Genomic DNA, 19,000 nt, shown 5'->3' on the forward strand with positions numbered 1-19,000 from the left:
CATGAGCGAGACAACCACTGCTACGAAGCGCAAGCCCGTGGGCAAGGACATCTCGACCGTGCGTCGGATCGCCCGCGCCAACCGCCACTTCCGGCTCCGCAAGAAGATCAGCGGCACGCCTGCGCGTCCGCGCCTGGTCGTGACCCGGTCCACGCGGCACATCGTCGCGCAGGTCATCGACGACGTCGCGGGTCACACGCTGGCGTCGGCCTCCAGCATGGAAGCCGACCTGCGCACCCTCGAGGGCGACAAGAAGGCCAAGGCGACCAAGGTCGGCGAGCTGGTTGCGGCTCGCGCCAAGGACGCCGGGGTCGAGAAGGTCGTGTTCGACCGGGGCGGCAACGCCTACCACGGCCGCGTCGCGGCGCTGGCCGATGCCGCTCGCGAGGGCGGCCTGGAGTTCTGACATGCGTACGACTGAGATGACAACGATCGAGAGGGACGCCTGATGCCTGGACGCACTCGGCGTGACGGCGGTTCGGAGTCCGGCGGCAAAGACCGCCGGGACCGCCGCGACGGTGGCCGTGGCGGGGCGGCCCAAGAGAAGAGCATGCAGTTCGAGCGCGTCGTGACGATCAACCGCGTCGCGAAGGTCGTCAAGGGCGGCCGGCGGTTCAGCTTCACCGCGCTCGTGGTCGTCGGTGACACCGACGGCATGGTCGGTGTCGGCTACGGCAAGGCCAAGGAAGTGCCCGCGGCGATCGCCAAGGGCGTGGAGGAGGCGAAGAAGAACTTCTTCCGCGTCCCCCGCCTCGGCGGCACGATCACGCACCCGGTGCAGGGTGAGGACGCCGCAGGCGTCGTCATGCTGCGCCCGGCCAGCGCCGGTACCGGTGTCATCGCCGGTGGCCCGGTGCGCGCGGTGCTGGAAGGCGCCGGCGTGCACGACGTGCTGAGCAAGTCGCTGGGCAGCGACAACCCGATCAACATCGTGCACGCCACCGTGGCGGCGCTGAAGAGCCTGCAGCGTCCGGAGGAGGTCGCGGCCCGCCGCGGTCTGCCGCTGGAGGACGTGGCTCCCGCGTTCATGCTGCGCGCCCGTGCCGGTCAGGGGGCGTGACGTGGCACAGCTGAAGATCACTCAGACGCGTGGTCTGGTGGGCACCAAGAGCAACCAGCGGGACAGCATGCGCACCCTCGGGCTGCGCAAGATCCGCCAGTCGGTTGTTCGCCCGGACGACGCGAACACGCGTGGCCTGATCAAGGCCGTGCACCACCTGGTGACGGTTGAGGAGGTCGACTGATCATGGTCATCAAGATCCATGACCTGCGGCCCGCGCCGGGTTCGAACCGGGACAAGATCCGGGTCGGCCGTGGTGAGGGTTCCAAGGGCAAGACCGCGGGCCGCGGTACCAAGGGCACCAAGGCTCGCAAGACCGTCTCCCCGCGCTTCGAGGGCGGGCAGATGCCGATCCACATGCGGCTGCCGAAGCTTCGCGGCTTCAAGAACCGCAACCGCGTGGAGTACCAGGGCGTGAACCTCGGCCGCCTGGCCGTTGCGTTCCCGAACGGCGGCACCGTCGGTCTCGACGAGCTGATCTCGGCCGGTCTCGCCAACAAGGGCGAACTGGTGAAGATCCTCGGTGGCGGCGAGCTGGAGGGCGTCAAGCTGGACGTCACCGCGCACGCCTTCACCGGCAGCGCGCAGGAGAAGATCACTGCCGCGGGCGGTTCGGCGACCAAGCTGGACAGCTGAACGACGCGGTGATCCGGTCGTGGGGGGCGGTCGACCTGGGGGGGGGCGGCCCCTTTCGCATGTGCGGGGCCGGAACGCCGGATTCTGGTGATTTCCTGGTTCTTCGCCGTTCCACCTCGCGGGCGCGAGGCGCTGACCTGCGGTTCCGGTTCGTCGGCCGGGCGCGGGGCGCGCTGCGCCGCGGTTTCCGCGCCGCCGTGGTGAACGGATCGTGCCGCCGCGGTGAACGGCGGTGGTGCGCGGCCGGTCCGCTCCGCGTTCCCGACCGGGTGCGGCCGACGTCGGCGCCGAGCGGGTGAGGGCCTTGCTGTGCTGGGGTTTCGTCGTTCGGCGCTCGTGGTTCCGGTCGCCGCGCGGGGCTCACGGAGCAGTGGTGCTGCGCCGAACGGCCGCCGCGAAAAGTGTGAGCGCCCGCCGCCGTTCCGCCGAATGCAGCCCTCCCATTTGCTGGTGCAGACCAATCTCGGGCCGCTCTACCTTGATCGGGCAAGTGCCCCGAAGCACACCTCCGATCGACGAAGACCTGAGGAGCGGACATGCGGCTTCGAACGTTGCGCGCAGGACTCCCGCTGGTGGCGATGTCGCTGCTGGCGGCCGCCATTCCCGGAGTCGCCACCGCGGCCAAGACCGCGGACGCCGCCCCCGCGCGGCACTGCGCCTTCCACGCCGACACCGGGCAGCAGCACTGCTTCGACACCCTCGCCGAAGCCACCGGCAGCGCCGGCGCCGGCGCCGCGGACACCCGGGACGGCGAGGTCGTCCAGGGCACGCTGTTCGACGAGGAGAACTACGGCGGCGACAGCTTCACCATCTACGGCTCCGGGTTGTGCGAGAAGGACGGCTGGGTCGACTACCAGATCGACCTGCCGGACGACTGGAAGGACCGGGTCACCTCGGTGCAGCCGTGGGGCGACTGCTGGATCTGGCTGTACCCCGAGCCGGGCCTCGGCGGCGACCGGGACGGGCCGTTCAAGGAGAACACCGCCTACGTCGGCGACCTGATGAACGACCGCACCCAGTCGGTCGGGCTGAGCTGAGCGATCGGGCGGCCGGATCTCCCCGCGGCGCGATCCGCCCCCCCCGCACCGAGTTCCGCCGCGGGCCCCGCTCTCAACGAGGAGAAGCCATGTCCCCACGCCGGACCAGCGCGGTGCTCGTCTCCGCGTTCTCGCTGGCCTCGCTGGCCTTCGCCCCCGCGGCCTCGGCCGCCGACGAACCGACCACCCGCGAGCTGATGGAGAAGTGCGACAACGGCACCGACAGCTGCGTGTTCCACCCGGAAGGGCAACCCGAGTACTACGTGGAGGACCGGCACACCGTCGGCGACCCGGTCTACAACTGCACCGACGGCCTGCAGCGGTTCTCGGTGGAGTGGTCGGACACCACCTCGCAGAGCAACAGCGTCGGCCTGTCCATGACCACGGAAGCCGGGTTCGGCAAGGTCTTCGCCGTCGCCTACGAGCAGAGCTACGAGCACACCTGGGAGGAATCGCACACCGAATCCCAGACGACCCACGTGGACACCGAACCGAACCAGGTGGGTTCGGTGGAGCGCGCCGCGCAGATGCAGAAGGTGAAGGGCACCTACGAGCTGCATTTCGAGGACAAGTTCCACGACCACTACATCTGGTACGTGCCGATGGAGATCACCGGGCCGGCCCCGGACCCGACGAGCGCGGTCAGCCAGCACGTGCGGGACATGACGGAGGAGGAGATCTCCCAATGCCCGTGACGGGAACGGCGGGCCCGCCGCCCGGCCCCAGCCCCCACGCGCCGCGGACCGCGCCGAGCTCCGATCGAGAAGAGGTCTCCCGATGATCCGACGCATCGCCACCGCCGCGGCCGCGACCGCCGCCGCGGGACTGCTGATCGCCCCGCCCGCCTCCGCCGCGGAGGAACCGACCGCTCGCGAACTCCTGGAGAAGTGCGACAACGGCACCGACAGCTGCGTGTTCCACCCGGAGGGCGAGCCCGAGTACTTCCAGAACACCTCGGAGCAGGTGGGCAGCCCGACGTTCAACTGCACCGAGCTGCCGCAGCGGATGGGCGTCAGCTGGTCCGACACCACCTCGGAGAGCAACAGCCTCGGGCTGTCCATGTCGACCTCGTTCGGCGAGGTGTTCAAGGTGACCTTCAAGGCCAGCTACGGCCACGAGTGGAAGGAATCCCACACCGAGAGCCAGACGACGAACATCGACGTGCAGCCGGGCGACGCCGGGCGGGTCTACTACGGACCGAAGATGCAGAAGGTGACGGGCACCTACGAGCTGCACTTCGAGGACAAGTTCTACGACCACTACATCTGGTACGTGCCGATGGAGGTCACCGGCCCGGCCGAGGACCAGCAGAGCACGGTCGTCCAGGACACCAGCCCGATGACGGAGGAGGAGCACGCCGCGAATTGCGGCTGATCTGCTCCGCTCGTCTTGTTCCGGGGGTGGGGTGGCGGAACCTCAGCGTCCTCCTCGCTGCGGGATCGTTCTCACCGGTGGCTCCGCCACCGGAGGAAACGCTGTCCTCGCGAGGAGAACGCTGAGAACCCCGAGTGGTCCTCTTGCTCGGGTGGTCTCCGCTCATCGGCTTCGCCGCTGACATGGCGGACCGCGCGACTCTTCGTGGGGTTTCGAATTCGGGCGGTGTGGGGGTTTTCTCCGTCGCGCGGGGCGGGGTGCTCGGCCTCGGCGGTGGCGGTCACCGTGCGTCGCTCGGGTCGTTCCCAGTCGTGTTCGCCGAACGGGAACGATCCGAGGTGCGGCGGATCACCGCCGACCGGCGGGACGCGTTAGGCGACCTGCTAGAGTCGCCCAGGCAGCACCGTGCCGAGCACGGTGCTGTGGATTTTCCAGCCGTGCCGGCCCCGTGTACGAGGAATTGGGAAGCCGGCCATCGTTCGGCCGGTACTCCCGGCTTGCGCACCAGGAGGTTCGCGTGCTCGGCGCCTTCCGCTCGGCTCTGGCGACGCCGGACCTGCGCCGCAAGATCCTGTTCACTCTGGGCATGGTCGTGCTGTACCGGCTCGGCGCCACGATTCCCTCCCCGGGGGTCTCGTATCCGAACGTCCAGCAGTGCTACCAGGAGTTGCAGGGCAGTCAGAGCGTCTTCTCGCTGTTGAACCTGTTCAGCGGTGGCGCGTTGTTGCAGTTGTCGGTGTTGTCGCTGGGCATCATGCCCTACATCACCGCGAGCATCATCGTGCAGCTGCTCCAGGTGGTCATTCCACGCTTCGAGCAGCTGAAGAAGGAAGGCCAGTCCGGCCAGGCGAAGCTGACGCAGTACACCCGGTACCTGGCGATCGCGCTGGCGGTGCTGCAGGCGACCGGCATCGTCGCGCTCGCCGAGCGCGGCCAGCTGTTCCCGAACTGCACCGCGGACGTCATCCCGGACAGCTCGGTGCTGAACCTCATCACGATCGTGGTCGTGATGACGGCGGGCGCCGCACTGCTGATGTGGATGGGCGAGCTGATCACCGAGCGCGGTATCGGCAACGGCATGTCGCTGCTCATCTTCACCTCGATCGCGGCGCGGATCCCCGCCGAGGGCGGCCAGATCCTGCAGACGCACGGCGGCCTGGTGTTCGCGGTGATCCTGGTGTTCGCGGTGGCCATCATCGCGACGGTGGTCTTCATCGAGCAGGCGCAGCGCCGCATCCCGGTGCAGTACGCGAAGCGGATGATCGGGCGCCGCATGTACGGCGGCACCTCGACCTACCTGCCGTTGAAGGTGAACCAGGCCGGTGTGATCCCGGTGATCTTCGGTTCCTCGCTGCTGTACCTGCCGCAGCTGCTCGGGCAGCTCGCGGGCAACCAGGACTCCTGGTGGGCGCGGTTCATCCAGACCTACATCGTCGACCCGTCCAGCTGGGTGCACATCCTGCTGTACATGGCGATGATCATCTTCTTCGCCTACTTCTACGTCTCGATCACGTTCAACCCGGAAGAGCGGGCGGACGAGATGAAGAAGTTCGGCGGGTTCATCCCCGGCATCCGGCCCGGCAGGCCGACCGCGGAGTACCTGAGCTTCGTGCTCTCCCGGATCACGCTGCCCGGTTCGCTGTACCTGGGCATCATCGCGATCCTGCCGAACTTCTTCCTGGGCCTGACCGGCCAGGGCGGGAACCAGAACTTCCCGTTCGGCGGCACCGCTGTGTTGATCATGGTCAACGTCGGCTTGGACACGGTGAAGCAGATCGAGAGCCAACTCACGCAGCGGAACTACGAGGGTTTCCTCCGGTAAACTCGTCGGACAACGGATACCGGACACGGCGTTTCGCATCGCGGAAGCTCACTCACGAGCGTTCCGCGCAGCGCTTGCACTAGGGTGTCCGTCCGCGGCGACGTCTGACGCGGTGCCTGCCTGGGCTGAGATCCCAGGCGCACCGCACGGTCGCCGGAGCGCCGGGCAACGCGCGCGGTGACCAGCATCCGCACTCCACGGGGTGAGTGCGGAGCGCTCGACGAAGGTGGCGGCAGACCACCGGAATGATTCGGAGGCAGACCCTTGGTGCGATTGGTTCTCGTCGGCCCGCCGGGTGCGGGCAAGGGCACCCAAGCGGCCGTGCTGGGCGAACGGCTCGCCGTTCCGCACATCTCCACCGGCGACCTGTTCCGGGCGAACATCGGCAATTCCACGCCGCTCGGGCAGCAGGCCAAGTCCTACATCGACGCCGGTGAACTGGTGCCCGACGAGGTCACCAACGAGATGGTGCGGGAGCGCCTCGCGGAGCCGGACGCGCAGAAGGGGTTCCTGCTCGACGGGTTCCCGCGCACCACGCCGCAGGCCGACGTGCTCGGCGAGATCCTGGCCGAGAACGGCATGGAGCTGTCCGCGGTCCTCCAGTTCGACGTGCCGGAGGAGGAGCTGGTGAGCCGCATGCTGGCCCGCGGCCGCTCCGACGACACCGAGGACGTGATCCGGCGCAGGCTCGCGGTCTACCACTCGGAGACCGAGCCGCTGCTGGACTACTACCGCCCCAAGGTGGTCAAGATCAACGCGCTCGGTTCGGTCGAGGAGATCACCGACCGCGCGCTGGACGCGCTGGGCCAGAAGGCCTGACGAGCGGCACCGAGGAACGGACGGGAGCACGGGTGTTTCGGCGAGGCAAGGGCATCGAGCTCAAATCGACCGGCGAGATCGAGGCCATGCGGGCCGCTGGGCTGGTCGTCGCCGACGCGCTCGCCGCGGTGACCGCGAAAGCGGAGCCGGGCGTGAGCACCGGTGAGCTCGACGAGCTCGCCGAGCAGGTGATCCGGGACGCGGGCGCGGTCCCGTCGTTCCAGGGCTACCACGGTTTCCCGGCGTCGATCTGCGCGTCGCTGAACGAGAAGGTCGTGCACGGCATCCCCTCGAAGTCCGAGGTGCTCGCCGACGGCGACCTGCTCTCGGTGGACTGCGGGGCGATCCTGGACGGTTGGCACGGGGACTCCGCGGTCACGCTGTCCGTCGGCACCGTCAGCGCCCGCGACCAGGCGCTGTCCGACGCGACCCGCAAGGCCATGTGGGCCGGTCTGCAGCGCGCCCAGGCCGGTGCGCACCTCACCGACATCTCGCACGCGGTGCAGAGCGCCGCCCAGGCCGCGGCCAAGGCCGACGGCAACCAGTACGGGATCATCGCCGAGTACGGCGGGCACGGCATCGGCACCGAGATGCACATGGAGCCCTTCCTGCCGAACCTCGGCAAGCCGGGCCGCGGTCCGAAGCTGCGGGTCGGCATGGCGCTGGCGGTGGAGCCGATGCTGACGCTGGGTTCCGCGGAGACGGAGGAGCTCGACGACGAGTGGACCGTGGTCACCGTCGACGGTTCCCGCGCGGCCCACTGGGAGCACACCGTCGCGATCACCGAGAACGGCCCCTGGGTGCTGACCGCCCCGGAGAGCTGACCGGACCCGAACGCGCAGGACGCCCCGCTCGCCGATCCGGCGGGTGGGGCGTTCCGCTGTTCGGGGCCACCGGCCCGCCCGCGAGCACGCGTTCGCGGCAGGGCTGCGGCGGCAGGGGTCAGCGGGGGCGGCGGCAGACGTAGACGCGGGCCGGCGGGACGTTGCGCCACACGGTGCTGCGCGGCAGGACCTCCTCGAAGGTCTCCCGCAGCAGTTCGGTGAAGGCGATCGTGTTCCGCCGCCACAGCGTCGTCACGTAGGTGACGGTGGTGAACACGCCGCCGGGGGTCAGCGCCTTCGCGACCTCCGCGAGCAGTTCGCGCTGCTTGTCCGCCGGCAGCAGGGTCCACGGGATGCTGCTGATCACCGCGTCGACCTGGTTGCGGTTCGCGGTGCGCAGCAGGTCGCCGAGGTGCCCGGCGTCGCCCTCGATGACCTCCAGCCACGGCTTGGTCGCGGCGAGGTAGCGCACCATCTCCGAGTCGATCTCCACCGCGAAGTGGTCGGCGCCCGCGGGCAGCCGTTCGTGCAGCGCGCCGCTCAGCGCCCCCGTGCCGGGGCCCAGTTCGAGGACCGTCGGCGTCCCGTGCGCGGGTACGACCTCGGCGACCGCGCGGGCCACGTGCTCGGAGGTGGGCAGCACCGCACCTACGGTTCCGGGCTGCCGCACGGCTCGCGTGACGAAGGTGCGGTACTCGTGCAGCTTGGCTCGCTTGCTCACTCGGCGCTCCTGGATCGGTCGGGCGGTCCGTGCGGCACGGTAGCGACTCGGGCGCCGCGCGCGGGCGATGACGCTGCCGTGCGGGGGAATTGCGTGCGCTGGGCGGTCCGTCCGATCAGAGCAGCGGTCGGCGGCAGATGTAGTGCAGGATCGGCGGGAGGTTGCGCCACGTGGTGTGCGTGATGACCTCGTCGAAGGTGGCGGCGAGCCGTTGCCGGAAGCGCCGCCCGCCGGTGTTGTGCTCGGCGGGCAGGTAGGTCAGCGCGGTGAACGCGCCGTGCGGGGCGAGCACCTTGGTGACCTCGCCGAGGATCCGGTCCTGGTCGGCTTCGCCCAGCAGCGACCAGGGCAGGCTGCTGATCACGGCGTCCACCTGGTCGACGCCCCGTTCGGCCAGCAGCGGGACCAGGTCGCCTGCGTCGCCGTGGACCAGCTCCATCCACGGGGCGTGCACCTGCAGGTGGCGCACCATTTCGTCGACGAGCTCGATGCCGACGTGCCGGGCCCCGGCGGGCAGCCGATCCCGGATGCCGCCGCTGAGCGAACCGGTGCCGGGGCCGAGCTCCAGCACCACGGGCTGGCCGGTGGTGGGCACCACCTGGGCGACGACCCCGGCGACCGCCGCCGAGGTGGGGGTGGCCGCGCCGACCTTCTGCGGGTTGCGCACGGCTCCGGCGAGGAAGGCGCGGTACTCGCCGAGCTTGCCGGGCAGGCCGGACGGGCGAGTGCTGGCGGGACGGTCCTGTTGGGCGGTCACTGCTCTCCTCGAAGCGCGGTTCGGTGGTCGGAACGGGATCGCTGGGGTGGCCGATGCCCTGGGCGGGCGGCCTCGCGGCTTCCCGTGGCCGGGGTGCGCGGCGGAGGCACCGGTGACCGGAGTGCCCGCGGCTCCGGGCGACGTCGTCGTCGCGCCGCCGGGTGAGATCGAACGTAGACAGCCCGCGAGCGGCCCCGCAACCGCCCGAGTGGGCGGTCCCGTCCCACCGCCGCGCCGGGACGGACCCGGCCCGCGGGCGTCCGCCGAACCGGCCGAGCCCGCCGACCTGGGGTGTTGCCCGGCCCCGGGTGAAGGCGCGATCCGCGTGCGCGTACAGTGGAGCAACGGCGCACTCATCGCGCCGGTTCGTCGTGCGTCCTGCTCGCAGGGGGCGCGTGCAGGGGGTCGGTTCCGGCTCGCTGGCCAAGTCGCCCCACGGGTGTCCAGCGGTTCACGCCGCAGGGCTCAGGGCGTCCGGACCGGCCGCAGTGCGCCTGCCACCAGTCCTGGGGGAAGTCTCCTGGTCAGGTGGCCGAAGGCGCAAGCCTTACCAACCGTCACCGTCACGAAACGCGGAGGACATGGGCAAAAAAGACGGGGCCATTGAGGTCGAGGGTCGCGTGATCGAGCCGCTCCCCAACGCGATGTTCCGCGTCGAGTTGGAGAACGGGCACAAGGTCCTCGCGCACATCAGTGGCAAGATGCGTCAGCACTACATCCGCATCCTGCCCGAGGACCGGGTCGTCGTGGAGCTCTCGCCCTACGACCTTTCCCGTGGGCGCATCGTCTACCGCTACAAGTGACCTCCACGGTGTCCGGGAGACCGGGCACGCGTCCGAGCAGGAGAGCACAGGCCGTGAAGGTCCAACCGAGTGTGAAGAAGATCTGCGACAAGTGCCAGATCATCCGCCGTCACGGGCGGGTCCTGGTCATCTGCGACAACCAGCGCCACAAGCAGCGCCAGGGCTGATCGCGTCCGTCGCAGACGGGTAGCTACAGACAATCCAAGGGAACTCCCCTGACCTGCCGGCTCGCGAGGTGAGCCGGTCGACCCCCGGTTCCAGGCCGGGGCTTCGCGCCGTCCGCGGCGCGGAGGTGGCTGGGGTTGCAGACCTGGAACGACACGAAGGAGACCTGCCGCAATGGCACGGATCACCGGTGTCGACCTCCCGCGCGACAAGCGCATGGAGGTCGCGCTGACCTACATCTTCGGGATCGGCCGCAGCCGTTCCCAGGAGATCCTGAAGGCGACGGACATCTCGTTCGACGCCCGCGCGAAGGATCTCGACGACGAGCAGCTCGCGAAGCTCCGCGACTACATCGAGAACAATTTTCGGGTCGAGGGTGACCTGCGCCGCGAGGTCGCGGCCGACATCCGCCGGAAGATCGAGATCGGTTGCTACGAGGGGACGCGGCACCGCCGCCACCTCCCGTTGAACGGGCAGCGGACGAAGACCAACGCCCGTACCCGCAAGGGGCCGAAGAAGACGGTCGCCGGCAAGAAGAAGGCCGGGAAGAAGTAAGCGTCGCTAGGAGACCACGACAGCTATGCCACCCAAGTCTCGCACCGGCGCCGTCAAGAAGGTGCGGCGCAAGGAAAAGAAGAATGTCGCGCACGGACAGGCGCACATCAAGAGCACCTTCAACAACACCATCGTGTCCATCACGGACCCGACCGGTGCTGTGATCAGCTGGGCCTCCGCGGGCCACGTCGGGTTCAAGGGCTCCCGCAAGTCCACCCCGTACGCCGCGCAGATGGCCGCTGAGAACGCTGCCCGCAAGGCCGCCGAGCACGGCATGAAGAAGGTCGACGTCTTCGTGAAGGGCCCGGGCTCGGGCCGCGAGACGGCGATCCGCTCGCTGCAGGCCGCCGGCCTCGAGGTCGGCACGATCCAGGACGTGACCCCGCAGCCGCACAACGGTTGCCGGCCGCCCAAGCGGCGCCGGGTCTGATCGCGGGAGAGGAGTAGAAGAAGATGGCACGTTACACCGGTCCCGCGACCCGCAAGTCCCGCCGTCTGAAGGTTGACCTCATCGGTGGGGACCAGGCGTTCGAGCGTCGTCCGTACCCGCCGGGTCAGCACGGGCGCGCGCGCATCAAGGAAACCGAGTACCTGCTGCAGCTCCAGGAGAAGCAGAAGGCTCGTTTCACCTACGGCATCCTCGAGCGCCAGTTCCGCTCGTACTACGAGGAAGCCAACCGCCGCACCGGCCGTACCGGCGAGAACCTCCTGCAGCTGCTGGAGTCCCGCCTGGACAACGTGATCTACCGGTCGGGCCTGGCCCGCACCCGGCGGATGGCGCGGCAGCTGGTCAGCCACGGCCACTTCGTGGTCAACGGCACCAAGGTGAACGTTCCGAGCTTCCAGGTCTCGAAGTTCGACATCATCGACGTGAAGCCGAAGTCGATCAACACCACGCCGTTCATCATCGCCAAGGAGACCTTGGGCGAGCGGCCGGTGCCGGCGTGGCTGCAGGTCGTCCCGTCGAACCTCCGCGTCCTGGTGCACCAGCTCCCGGAGCGCGCGCAGATCGACACCCCGGTCACCGAGCAGCTCATCGTCGAGTACTACTCGAAGTGATGCTTCCCGCCGGCGGCCCCACCAGGTCGCCGGCGGTGGCCGTCCGGGCGGCGGAGCCGGATTCCGCCGTCCGCCCGCGGTTCGCCGCGGGCAGCCATTCCACCGACGTCAAATAGCGGGCGTCGTAGGCAAAGGAAACTCACATGCTCATCTCCCAGCGACCCTCACTGGCCGAAGAGGCCGTGACCGAGACCCGCTCCCGGTTCGTCATCGAGCCGCTGGAGCCCGGCTTCGGCTACACCCTCGGCAACTCGCTGCGCCGCACCCTGCTGTCCTCGATCCCCGGTGCGGCCGTCACCAGCCTGCGGATCGACGGTGTGCTGCACGAGTTCACCACCATCCCGGGCGTGAAGGAGGACGTCACCGACGTCATCCTGAACCTCAAGGAGCTCGTCACGAGCTCCGAGGAGGACGAGCCGGTCACGATGTACCTGCGCAAGCAGGGCCCCGGTGAGGTCACCGCGGCCGACATCGTGCCGCCGGCCGGGGTCACCGTGCACAACCCGGATCTGCACATCGCCACGCTCAACGGCAAGGGCAAGCTGGAGATCGAGCTCGTCGTCGAGCGCGGTCGCGGCTACGTCCCGGCGGTGCAGAACAAGCAGACCGGTGCCGAGATCGGCCGCATCCCGGTCGACTCGATCTACTCGCCGGTGCTGAAGGTGACGTACAAGGTCGAGGCGACCCGCGTCGAGCAGCGCACCGACTTCGACAAGCTGATCCTGGACGTCGAGACCAAGCCGTCGATCACGCCGCGCGACGCGGTCGCGTCGGCCGGTCGGACCCTGGTCGAGCTGTTCGGGTTGGCGCGCGAGCTCAACGTGGATGCCGAGGGCATCGAGATCGGGCCGTCGCCCGCGGAGGCCGACACCATCGCGGCCTACGCGATGCCGATCGAGGACCTGGACCTGACGGTGCGTTCCTACAACTGCCTCAAGCGGGAGGGGATCCACACCGTCGGTGAGCTGGTGTCGCGCAGCGAGGCCGACCTGCTGGACATTCGCAACTTCGGTGCGAAGTCCATCGACGAGGTCAAGCTGAAGCTGGTGGGTCTGGGCCTGTCCCTCAAGGACAGCCCGCCCGGGTTCGACCCGTCGGCCGCCGCTGCCGAGTACGCCTCGGAGGGCTGGTCGGCGGACGACGACACCCCGCTGGGCTCCTTGTCGGTGGCCGAGGACAACGGCTACGACGACGGTCAGGACTACGCGGAGACAGAGCAGCTGTAGCTGTGTTGCGCGGGAGGGCCACCCGATCCGCGCCTTGAGAGGAGCAAGCGATGCCCACCCCCACCAAGGGAGCGCGTCTCGGCGGGTCGCCGGCGCACGAGCGGCTGATGCTGGCCAACCTGGCCACGTCGCTGTTCGAGCACGGCAAGATCACGACTACCGAGGCGAAGGCGAAGCGGCTGCGTCCGCTCGCCGAGCGCCTGATCACCAAAGCCAAGAAGGGCGACCTGCACAACCGTCGCGAGGTCATGAAGACCATCCGCGACAAGGACGTCGTGCACAAGCTCTTCGCCGAGATCGGTCCGCACTTCGCGGAGCGGCCGGGCGGCTACACCCGGATCGTCAAGGCGATGCCGCGTCGCGGTGACAGCGCCAAGATGGCCGTGATCGCCCTGGTGACGGAGAAGACCGTCACCGCCGAGGCGGAAGCCGCTCGCGGCACCAAGTTCGCCAAGGACGCCGAGGCCACCCCGGCTGCGGAGGAGACTCCCGCGGTCGAGGAGACCACGGCCGACGAGGCCGTCGAGGCCAAGGCCGACGACGCCGCTGAGGCAGGGGTCGAGGAGACCGCGAAGAAGGACGAGTCCTGATTCGGGTCGACGACGCCGCGAACGAGCCCGCCGCTCCCCACGGGGACGGCGGGCTCGTTCGTCTCCGCCTGGACGTGTCCTACGAGGGCACCGACTTCTCCGGCTGGGCGAAGCAGCCCGGCAGGCGCACCGTGCAGGGGCTGCTGGAGGACGCGCTGGCCAAGCAGCCCCCGGGCCGCGACGTCCCGCGCTCGGTTGTGGTGGCCGGACGCACCGACGCCGGGGTGCACGCCACCGGTCAGGTGGTGCACGTGGACGTGGTGCCGTTCGAGCCCGGCTCGACCGTGCGGATCCCCGTGGACGAGCGCGGGATCCCGGACCTGGAGCGGATGCGGCACCGCTGGAACCGGATCCTGCCGGGCGACGTGCGGGTGCTGGACGCGCGGGTGGCTCCCGCGGGGTTCGACGCCCGGTTCTCGGCGCTGCGGCGGCACTACCGCTACCAGGTCTCGGACGCGTCGTGGGGAGTCGATCCGCTGCGGCGGCGGGACACCTTGGCGTGGAACCGCCCGGTGGACGTGGCGGCGCTGAACGCGGCCTCGCTGGACCTGCTGGGGTTGCGGGACTTCGCGGCGTTCTGCAAGCCGCGGGAGGGCGCGACGACGGTGCGGGAGCTGCAGCGCTTCGAATGGGAGCGGGTGGCGGAGCACCTGATCGTGGCGCGGGTGAGCGCGGACGCGTTCTGCCACTCGATGGTGCGGAGCCTGGTGGGGGCGCTGCTGCTCGTCGGGGACGGGCGGCGCGGCGGTGGCTGGCCCGCGGAGCTCGCCGGAGCCGGGGAGCGCACCAGCGCGGTGGCGCCCGCGCACGGGCTCACCCTGCTCGGCGTGGACTACCCGGACGAGGCCGAGCTGGCGGTGCGGGCAGAACAGACGCGCGGCCTCCGCTCGCTCGGGTGAGGCTGCGCCGTCCCCCTGCTGCTCGGGTGGTGGGGTGGCGGAACCTCAGCGGCCCCCTCGCTGCGGGATCTTTTTCGCAGGTGGCTCCGCCACATGCGAAAAAGCTGTCCTCGCGAGGGAACCGCTGAGAACCCGCGGGTGGTCCCGTTGCGTGCTGGGTCTCCGCTCAGCGGCTTCGCCGCTGACAAGACACGGCCAAGACCTGCCGGGCAGCGGGAGGGTCGGGCCTGCCGGTCAGGTGCGGCGCAGGGCTTCGGTGAGCTTGACCCGGGCTCCGGTGCGCAGCACCGCGTTCGCGTAGATCCGCCCACCGAGCCGCAGCAGCACCAGCAGCGCGGCGACGCCGAGCAGCACCGACACCACGCACTCCCACGGTTCGGCGACGCCCAGCGCGGTCCGCATCGGCATCAGCACCGGTGAGAAGCCGGGCACCAGGGACAGCACCGCGCCCAGCCGGCTCTCCGGGTCCTGCGCCAGCACGGTGACCCCCACCAGGAACGGCACCACCAGCACCATGATCACCGGGCTGACGACGCTCTGCAGGTCCTCCTGCCGGGAGACCAGCGAGGCCGCCGCCGCGAGGACCGTCGCGTACAGGTAGAAGCCGAGCAGGAACCACACCAGCGTCCACACCAAGGTCCCGGCCAGGGCGGTCGACGGCAGCGCGAGCACACCGGACCCGATGGCGGCGGCCAGCCCGATGCCGCCGATCAGCACGAACTGCGCGAGCCCGGCCAGGCCGATGCCCAGCACCTTCCCGGCGAGCAGCTGGGCGGGGCGGATGGTGGACAGCAGGATCTCCACGACCCGGCTGGTCTTCTCCTCCACGACGCCCTGCGCCACGGCCTGCCCGAACATGATCAGGAAGAAGTACAGCAGCATCCCGGCGCCCACGGCCACGCCGAGCCGTTGGTCGCGCTGGGGGTCCGCGGGTTCCAGGGTGCGCACGTCCACGTGCGCTCCGGCCAGCACCTGGTGCACGTCGGCGGGTTCCAACCCGGCCATCGCGAGCTGGGCGTCGAGGGCCTGCTGGCGCACCACCTCGTCGAGCGCGGTGCGCACCGCCGAGTCCGGTTCGCCGCGCACCACCAGGTGCAGCGCGTCCGGGGCTCCGGTGACCAGCCCGTCCAGCTCGCCGTCGGCGACGAGCCGTTCCCCGGTGGCCCGGTCCGGGATCCGGCTGCTCTCGACGGTGGTGCCGAGCCGGGCCGCGGTGCTCCGCAGCGGGGTGGCGACGGCGGTGGCCTGGCCGGTGAACCCGATCTTCGTGCTGCCGCTCTGCTGCCCGATGAAGAACATCAGCCCCGCGTAGCCGATCAGGATCACCAGGATCGCTGCCGTGCTGAGCAGGAACGATCGGGTGCGGATGCGGGTGTTGACCTCGCGGCGGGCGACGAGCCACACGGTGCGGGCGGGGCTCATGCGGCGGGCTCCTCGGTGACGACGGTGCGGAACAGGTCGGTGAGGTCGGGGCGGTCCCGGCGGAACTCGTGCACCGGCCCGGTGGCGAGCGCGGCGCGCAGCACCACCTGGTCGTCGGTGCCGTCGGCGAGTTCGAGGGTGCTGCGGCCGTGCTGCTGGCCGAGGACGCGGACGCCGGCGAGCCCGTCGGTCCAGCCGGGCGCGGCCTGCGGCGCGTGCACCACGAGCCGGGCGGGCCCCCGCTCGCGCAGCTCGTCCACCCCGCCGCAAGCGATCATGCTGCCGCCGCGGACGATGCCGACCCGGTCGCAGAGCCGCTGCACCAGGTCGAGCTGGTGGCTGGAGAACAGCACGGGGACGCCGCGGTCGCGGGTTTCGCGCAGCACCTCGCCCATCACTTCGACGGCGACCGGGTCGAGGCCGGAGAACGGTTCGTCGAGCACCAGCACGTCGGGGTCGTGCACGAGGGCCGCCGCCAGCTGGACGCGCTGCTGGTTGCCGAGGCTGAGCCGCTGCACCTGGTCGTCGCGCCGTTCCCGGAGGCCGAGCCGGTCGGTCCAGCGCTCGGCGGCGGCGCGGGCGGCGGCACGGCTCATGCCGTGCAGTTCGCCGAGGTGGGCGAGCTGCTCGGCGACCTTCATCTTGGGGTAGAGCCCGCGTTCCTCCGGCATGTAGCCGAAGCGCCTGCGCACGTCGAGGTCGAGCGGCCGGCCGCGGAAGCGGACCTCGCCGGAGTCGGCGGCGAGTACGCCGAGCGCGATGCGCATGGTGGTCGTCTTGCCCGCGCCGTTGCTGCCGACGAAGCCGAACAGCTCCCCGGGTCCCACGGTGAACACCATGTCGCGCAGGGCGGCGATCTCGCCGTAGCGCTTGGAGATGTGGTCGATCTCCAGACCGCTGTCCACCACGTGCAACGCCTCCTCCGGTCGGCTGCCGACTCGGATCATCGTCCCCGATGGCAGCGCCGGAGTGGGCGCCGGGGGAATTCCCCGCGGGTCAGCCGAGCAGACCGTGCAGGGCCTTGTCGACCAGTGCGGTCACCGCGGGCGCGGCCCGCGCTCGCAGCTCGGGGTGCATGCCGAGGCGGCTGCGGCGGTCGAGCACGTCGTCGGCGTCGAGCGCGCCTTCGTGCCGCACCGCCCACAGCACTTCGGCGGCGGTGAGCTCGGTGCCGGGTGCGACGGGGTCGGCGAGGTCCGGGTCGAGTTCGGCGAGCGCGGCGACCCGGGCGGCTTCGGTGCCGTGCCGGGCGACGAGCCGCTGCGGACCGTCGATCTCGTGCAGCCGAGCCCGTTCGGCGGCTCCGACCAGCGGGACCGCGGTGGTGCGGGACGGGCCGGCGGGCAGTCCGGCGGCGCGGACCGCGGTGTCGACGGCGTGGGCGGCCAGCCTGCGGTAGCCGGTGGTCCGGCCCCCCACGACGGTGACCACGCCGTCCGGCGAGGTGCGGATCGCGTGCTTGCGGAACAGGTCGGGGGAGTCCTTGCGGTTGCCCGCGGAGTCGTCGTACCGCGGGCGCAGCGCGGCGAACGAGCCGAGCACGTGCTCCCGGCGCAGCGGCACGTCCAGCGCTTCGCGCACCGCGGCGAGCAGCGAGTCCACATCGGAGTCGGGTGCCTCGGCGGGGACGGGGCCGGTGGCCGGTTCGGCGGCGAGCCCGAGCAACGCGGTGCCGTCGGCCTGCGGCAGCAGCGCGGTCCACCGCCCGGATTCGGCGGGCAGCACCAGCCCGGTGGCGGTGATGCCTGCCGCTTCGGCGTCCACGACCAGGTGCGCGGCGCGGACGGTGCGCAGCCGCACCTCGGGGTCGAGCTCGGCGGCCCGCGCCCCGGTCGCGTTCACCACGGCCCGCGCGGAGAGCCGCAGCCGCCGGCCGGTGCGCTCGTCGACGGCGTCCGCGCCGTTCCGGTCCAGCGCGGTGGCGCGCACCCGGGTGAGCACGCGGGCGCCGAACCCGGCGGCGGTGCGGGCCAGGGCGACGACGAGCCGGGCGTCGTCGAGGAGCTGCCCGTCGTAGCCGAGCAGCCCGCCGCGCAGCCTTCCGGCGCGCAGTCCGGGGACCAGCGCCCCCGCTTCGGCGGCCGGCACTCGGCGCGGCGCGGGCAGCAGCGCGGACGGGGTGCGGGCGGTGCGCCGCAGCGCGTCGGCCGCGTGCAGCCCGGCGGTCAGCAGTGCTTCGGTCCGGCGGGGCGTGCCCTCGTGCAGCGGGATGAGCTGCGGCAGCGTGCGCACCAGGTGCGGCGCGGTCCGCGTCATGAGCACGTCGCGTTCCACGGCGTTCTCCCTGGCCAGCGCGAGGTCGCCCGGAACGAGCCCGTGCGGCCCGGCGTGCGCGGCCTCGCCGCACCAGCGCGCGGCGCCCCGGGCCAGGTCCTCGGCTTCGACCAGCGCGACCCGCAGCCCGCGGGAGGCGGCGTCCAGGGCGATGCCGCTGCCGGTGACGCCACCGCCGACCACCAGCAGGTCCAGCGCGTCCTCGGCGGCCGCGGTGAGCTCGGTGGCGCGCCGTGCCGCGTTCAGCGAGGTGGCGCGCAGCGAACCCGCGGGCAGCGGCGTGGTGCTCATGGGGCCTCCGGGACGGTCGGTCGGGGTGCGGGGCGCAGTGCCGCGTCGAGCAGTTCGCCCAGTTCGCGGTGCAGCGCGTCGGGGTCGGTGCCGGTGGTGCCCGGCCGGGCGGAGATCACGAAGGACTGCAGGAGCAGCAGCAGCGCCCGGGCCTGCACGGCGGGATCGGAGCTCCGCACCGAGCCGTCGGCGCGGCCGTCGGCGAGGTAGTCGAGCAGGAATGCCTCCGCGGCGAGCTGGGTGCTGCCGAGGTGGTCGACGAGGTACGGCAGCAGCAGCTCGGCGTCGGTGTCGATGATCCGGCGCAGCAGCGCGGAGCGCTGGAGCTGTGCGACGACGTCGAGGAGAGCGGTGACGAGCCGCTCGCGCGCGGTCCCGCCGCTCTCCCGTTCCCGGGCGCTGCGCAGGATGCCGGAGAACTCGCAGCCCACCAGGGTTCCGACCAGCGCGGTGGCGTCGGGGAACCGCCGGTACAGCGTCATCCGGCTGATGCGGGCGCGGCGGGCGACGTCGGTGAGGGTGGTGCGCCGCACCCCGTGCGCGAGGACGCTGTCCCGCGCGGCGCGCAGGATCGCGGTGTCCTCGACGCGGTTCGCCGCGGTCCGGGTGGGAAGTCCCGGCCAGCCCGCGGCGCTGTGACGTTGCGGCGCCATGTGTAACACTGTA

Annotated in this window: 24 protein-coding genes; 18 read left to right on the forward strand and 6 right to left on the reverse strand. The window is 71.0% G+C overall.

Features of this window, described 5'->3' with window-relative positions; translation table 11 throughout:
• The first annotated feature begins 1 nt into the window (after nt 1).
• The 10 genes from rplR to map all read left to right on the forward strand — a co-directional run bounded on the left by rplR (nt 2) and on the right by map (nt 7,572).
• The gene (gene rplR, locus LCD35_RS03045; protein ID WP_255614166.1) at nt 2-406 is read left to right on the forward strand and encodes a 50S ribosomal protein L18; all 405 of its coding nucleotides are present in this window, start codon (nt 2-4) and stop codon (nt 404-406) included.
• A gap of 42 nt (nt 407-448) precedes the next feature.
• Nucleotides 449-1,060 (forward strand): 30S ribosomal protein S5, encoded by a 612-nt coding sequence (rpsE, locus tag LCD35_RS03050; protein ID WP_184476393.1) that lies wholly within the window; start codon nt 449-451, stop codon nt 1,058-1,060.
• A 1-nt stretch (nt 1,061) separates the two neighbouring features.
• Nucleotides 1,062-1,244: a 50S ribosomal protein L30 gene (gene rpmD / locus LCD35_RS03055; protein WP_224956643.1), complete on the forward strand. Its 183-nt coding sequence runs from the start codon at nt 1,062-1,064 to the stop codon at nt 1,242-1,244.
• Nucleotides 1,245-1,246: 2 nt separating this feature from the next.
• Nucleotides 1,247-1,696: a 50S ribosomal protein L15 gene (gene rplO, locus LCD35_RS03060; RefSeq protein WP_224956641.1), complete on the forward strand. Its 450-nt coding sequence runs from the start codon at nt 1,247-1,249 to the stop codon at nt 1,694-1,696.
• A gap of 536 nt (nt 1,697-2,232) precedes the next feature.
• Nucleotides 2,233-2,733 carry a hypothetical protein gene (locus tag LCD35_RS03065; protein WP_225043669.1) on the forward strand — a complete coding sequence of 167 codons (501 nt, stop codon included), beginning with the start codon at nt 2,233-2,235 and terminating at the stop codon, nt 2,731-2,733.
• 89 nt (nt 2,734-2,822) lie between these two features.
• Nucleotides 2,823-3,428 (forward strand): hypothetical protein, encoded by a 606-nt coding sequence (locus LCD35_RS03070; RefSeq protein WP_224956637.1) that lies wholly within the window; start codon nt 2,823-2,825, stop codon nt 3,426-3,428.
• An 82-nt stretch (nt 3,429-3,510) separates the two neighbouring features.
• A complete protein-coding gene (locus tag LCD35_RS03075; protein WP_224956635.1) occupies nt 3,511-4,107 on the forward strand; it encodes a hypothetical protein in 597 nt (198 codons plus the stop codon).
• Between the two features lie 517 nt (nt 4,108-4,624).
• On the forward strand, nt 4,625-5,929 hold the full coding sequence (gene secY, locus LCD35_RS03080) for a preprotein translocase subunit SecY (protein WP_224956633.1): 1,305 nt from the start codon (nt 4,625-4,627) through the stop codon (nt 5,927-5,929).
• A 264-nt stretch (nt 5,930-6,193) separates the two neighbouring features.
• A complete protein-coding gene (locus tag LCD35_RS03085) occupies nt 6,194-6,748 on the forward strand; it encodes an adenylate kinase (RefSeq protein ID WP_224956632.1) in 555 nt (184 codons plus the stop codon).
• Nucleotides 6,749-6,780: 32 nt separating this feature from the next.
• Nucleotides 6,781-7,572: a type I methionyl aminopeptidase gene (gene map / locus LCD35_RS03090; RefSeq protein WP_224956631.1), complete on the forward strand. Its 792-nt coding sequence runs from the start codon at nt 6,781-6,783 to the stop codon at nt 7,570-7,572.
• 118 nt (nt 7,573-7,690) lie between these two features.
• Here the strand turns inward: map and LCD35_RS03095 are convergent, their stop codons facing one another.
• Together LCD35_RS03095 and LCD35_RS03100 are read right to left on the reverse strand one after the other, a co-directional pair.
• Nucleotides 7,691-8,293 carry a methyltransferase domain-containing protein gene (locus LCD35_RS03095; protein ID WP_224956630.1) on the reverse strand — a complete coding sequence of 201 codons (603 nt, stop codon included), beginning with the start codon at nt 8,291-8,293 and terminating at the stop codon, nt 7,691-7,693.
• Nucleotides 8,294-8,408: 115 nt separating this feature from the next.
• Complete coding sequence (locus tag LCD35_RS03100; RefSeq protein ID WP_224956629.1) at nt 8,409-9,050, reverse strand: methyltransferase domain-containing protein; 642 nt, start codon at nt 9,048-9,050, stop codon at nt 8,409-8,411.
• Nucleotides 9,051-9,631: 581 nt separating this feature from the next.
• On the opposite strand from LCD35_RS03100, the gene infA reads away from it, so the two are divergent.
• From infA to LCD35_RS03140, 8 genes are all read left to right on the forward strand, one after another.
• Complete coding sequence (infA, locus tag LCD35_RS03105) at nt 9,632-9,853, forward strand: translation initiation factor IF-1 (RefSeq protein WP_009948665.1); 222 nt, start codon at nt 9,632-9,634, stop codon at nt 9,851-9,853.
• Between the two features lie 53 nt (nt 9,854-9,906).
• A complete protein-coding gene (gene rpmJ, locus LCD35_RS03110) occupies nt 9,907-10,020 on the forward strand; it encodes a 50S ribosomal protein L36 (protein WP_184476415.1) in 114 nt (37 codons plus the stop codon).
• A 172-nt stretch (nt 10,021-10,192) separates the two neighbouring features.
• The gene (gene rpsM / locus LCD35_RS03115) at nt 10,193-10,573 is read left to right on the forward strand and encodes a 30S ribosomal protein S13 (RefSeq protein WP_224956628.1); all 381 of its coding nucleotides are present in this window, start codon (nt 10,193-10,195) and stop codon (nt 10,571-10,573) included.
• A gap of 25 nt (nt 10,574-10,598) precedes the next feature.
• The gene (gene rpsK, locus LCD35_RS03120) at nt 10,599-11,003 is read left to right on the forward strand and encodes a 30S ribosomal protein S11 (RefSeq protein ID WP_224956627.1); all 405 of its coding nucleotides are present in this window, start codon (nt 10,599-10,601) and stop codon (nt 11,001-11,003) included.
• Nucleotides 11,004-11,026: 23 nt separating this feature from the next.
• Complete coding sequence (gene rpsD, locus LCD35_RS03125; RefSeq protein WP_224956626.1) at nt 11,027-11,632, forward strand: 30S ribosomal protein S4; 606 nt, start codon at nt 11,027-11,029, stop codon at nt 11,630-11,632.
• 143 nt (nt 11,633-11,775) lie between these two features.
• Complete coding sequence (locus tag LCD35_RS03130) at nt 11,776-12,858, forward strand: DNA-directed RNA polymerase subunit alpha (protein WP_224956624.1); 1,083 nt, start codon at nt 11,776-11,778, stop codon at nt 12,856-12,858.
• Nucleotides 12,859-12,908: 50 nt separating this feature from the next.
• On the forward strand, nt 12,909-13,448 hold the full coding sequence (gene rplQ, locus LCD35_RS03135; RefSeq protein ID WP_224956622.1) for a 50S ribosomal protein L17: 540 nt from the start codon (nt 12,909-12,911) through the stop codon (nt 13,446-13,448).
• Nucleotides 13,449-13,516: 68 nt separating this feature from the next.
• Nucleotides 13,517-14,347 carry a tRNA pseudouridine(38-40) synthase TruA gene (locus tag LCD35_RS03140; RefSeq protein ID WP_224956704.1) on the forward strand — a complete coding sequence of 277 codons (831 nt, stop codon included), beginning with the start codon at nt 13,517-13,519 and terminating at the stop codon, nt 14,345-14,347.
• Nucleotides 14,348-14,581: 234 nt separating this feature from the next.
• On the opposite strand, the gene LCD35_RS03145 is transcribed toward LCD35_RS03140, so the two are convergent.
• From LCD35_RS03145 to LCD35_RS03160, 4 genes are read right to left on the reverse strand one after another with little or no spacing between them, the layout of a single operon-like run.
• The gene (locus tag LCD35_RS03145; protein WP_225043670.1) at nt 14,582-15,769 is read right to left on the reverse strand and encodes an ABC transporter permease; all 1,188 of its coding nucleotides are present in this window, start codon (nt 15,767-15,769) and stop codon (nt 14,582-14,584) included.
• Nucleotides 15,766-16,716: an ABC transporter ATP-binding protein gene (locus tag LCD35_RS03150; RefSeq protein ID WP_225043671.1), complete on the reverse strand. Its 951-nt coding sequence runs from the start codon at nt 16,714-16,716 to the stop codon at nt 15,766-15,768. The genes LCD35_RS03145 and LCD35_RS03150 overlap by 4 nt, the downstream gene beginning before the upstream one ends.
• A 49-nt stretch (nt 16,717-16,765) precedes the next feature.
• The gene (locus LCD35_RS03155) at nt 16,766-18,334 is read right to left on the reverse strand and encodes a glycerol-3-phosphate dehydrogenase/oxidase (protein ID WP_225043672.1); all 1,569 of its coding nucleotides are present in this window, start codon (nt 18,332-18,334) and stop codon (nt 16,766-16,768) included.
• Nucleotides 18,331-18,987 (reverse strand): TetR/AcrR family transcriptional regulator, encoded by a 657-nt coding sequence (locus LCD35_RS03160; RefSeq protein WP_224956618.1) that lies wholly within the window; start codon nt 18,985-18,987, stop codon nt 18,331-18,333. The genes LCD35_RS03155 and LCD35_RS03160 overlap by 4 nt, the downstream gene beginning before the upstream one ends.
• Nucleotides 18,988-19,000 lie beyond the last annotated feature (13 nt).

The organism is Saccharopolyspora sp. 6V (genome assembly GCF_020176785.1).
In the GTDB taxonomy this organism is placed as follows: Bacteria; Actinomycetota; Actinomycetes; order Mycobacteriales; family Pseudonocardiaceae; genus Saccharopolyspora_C; species Saccharopolyspora_C gregorii.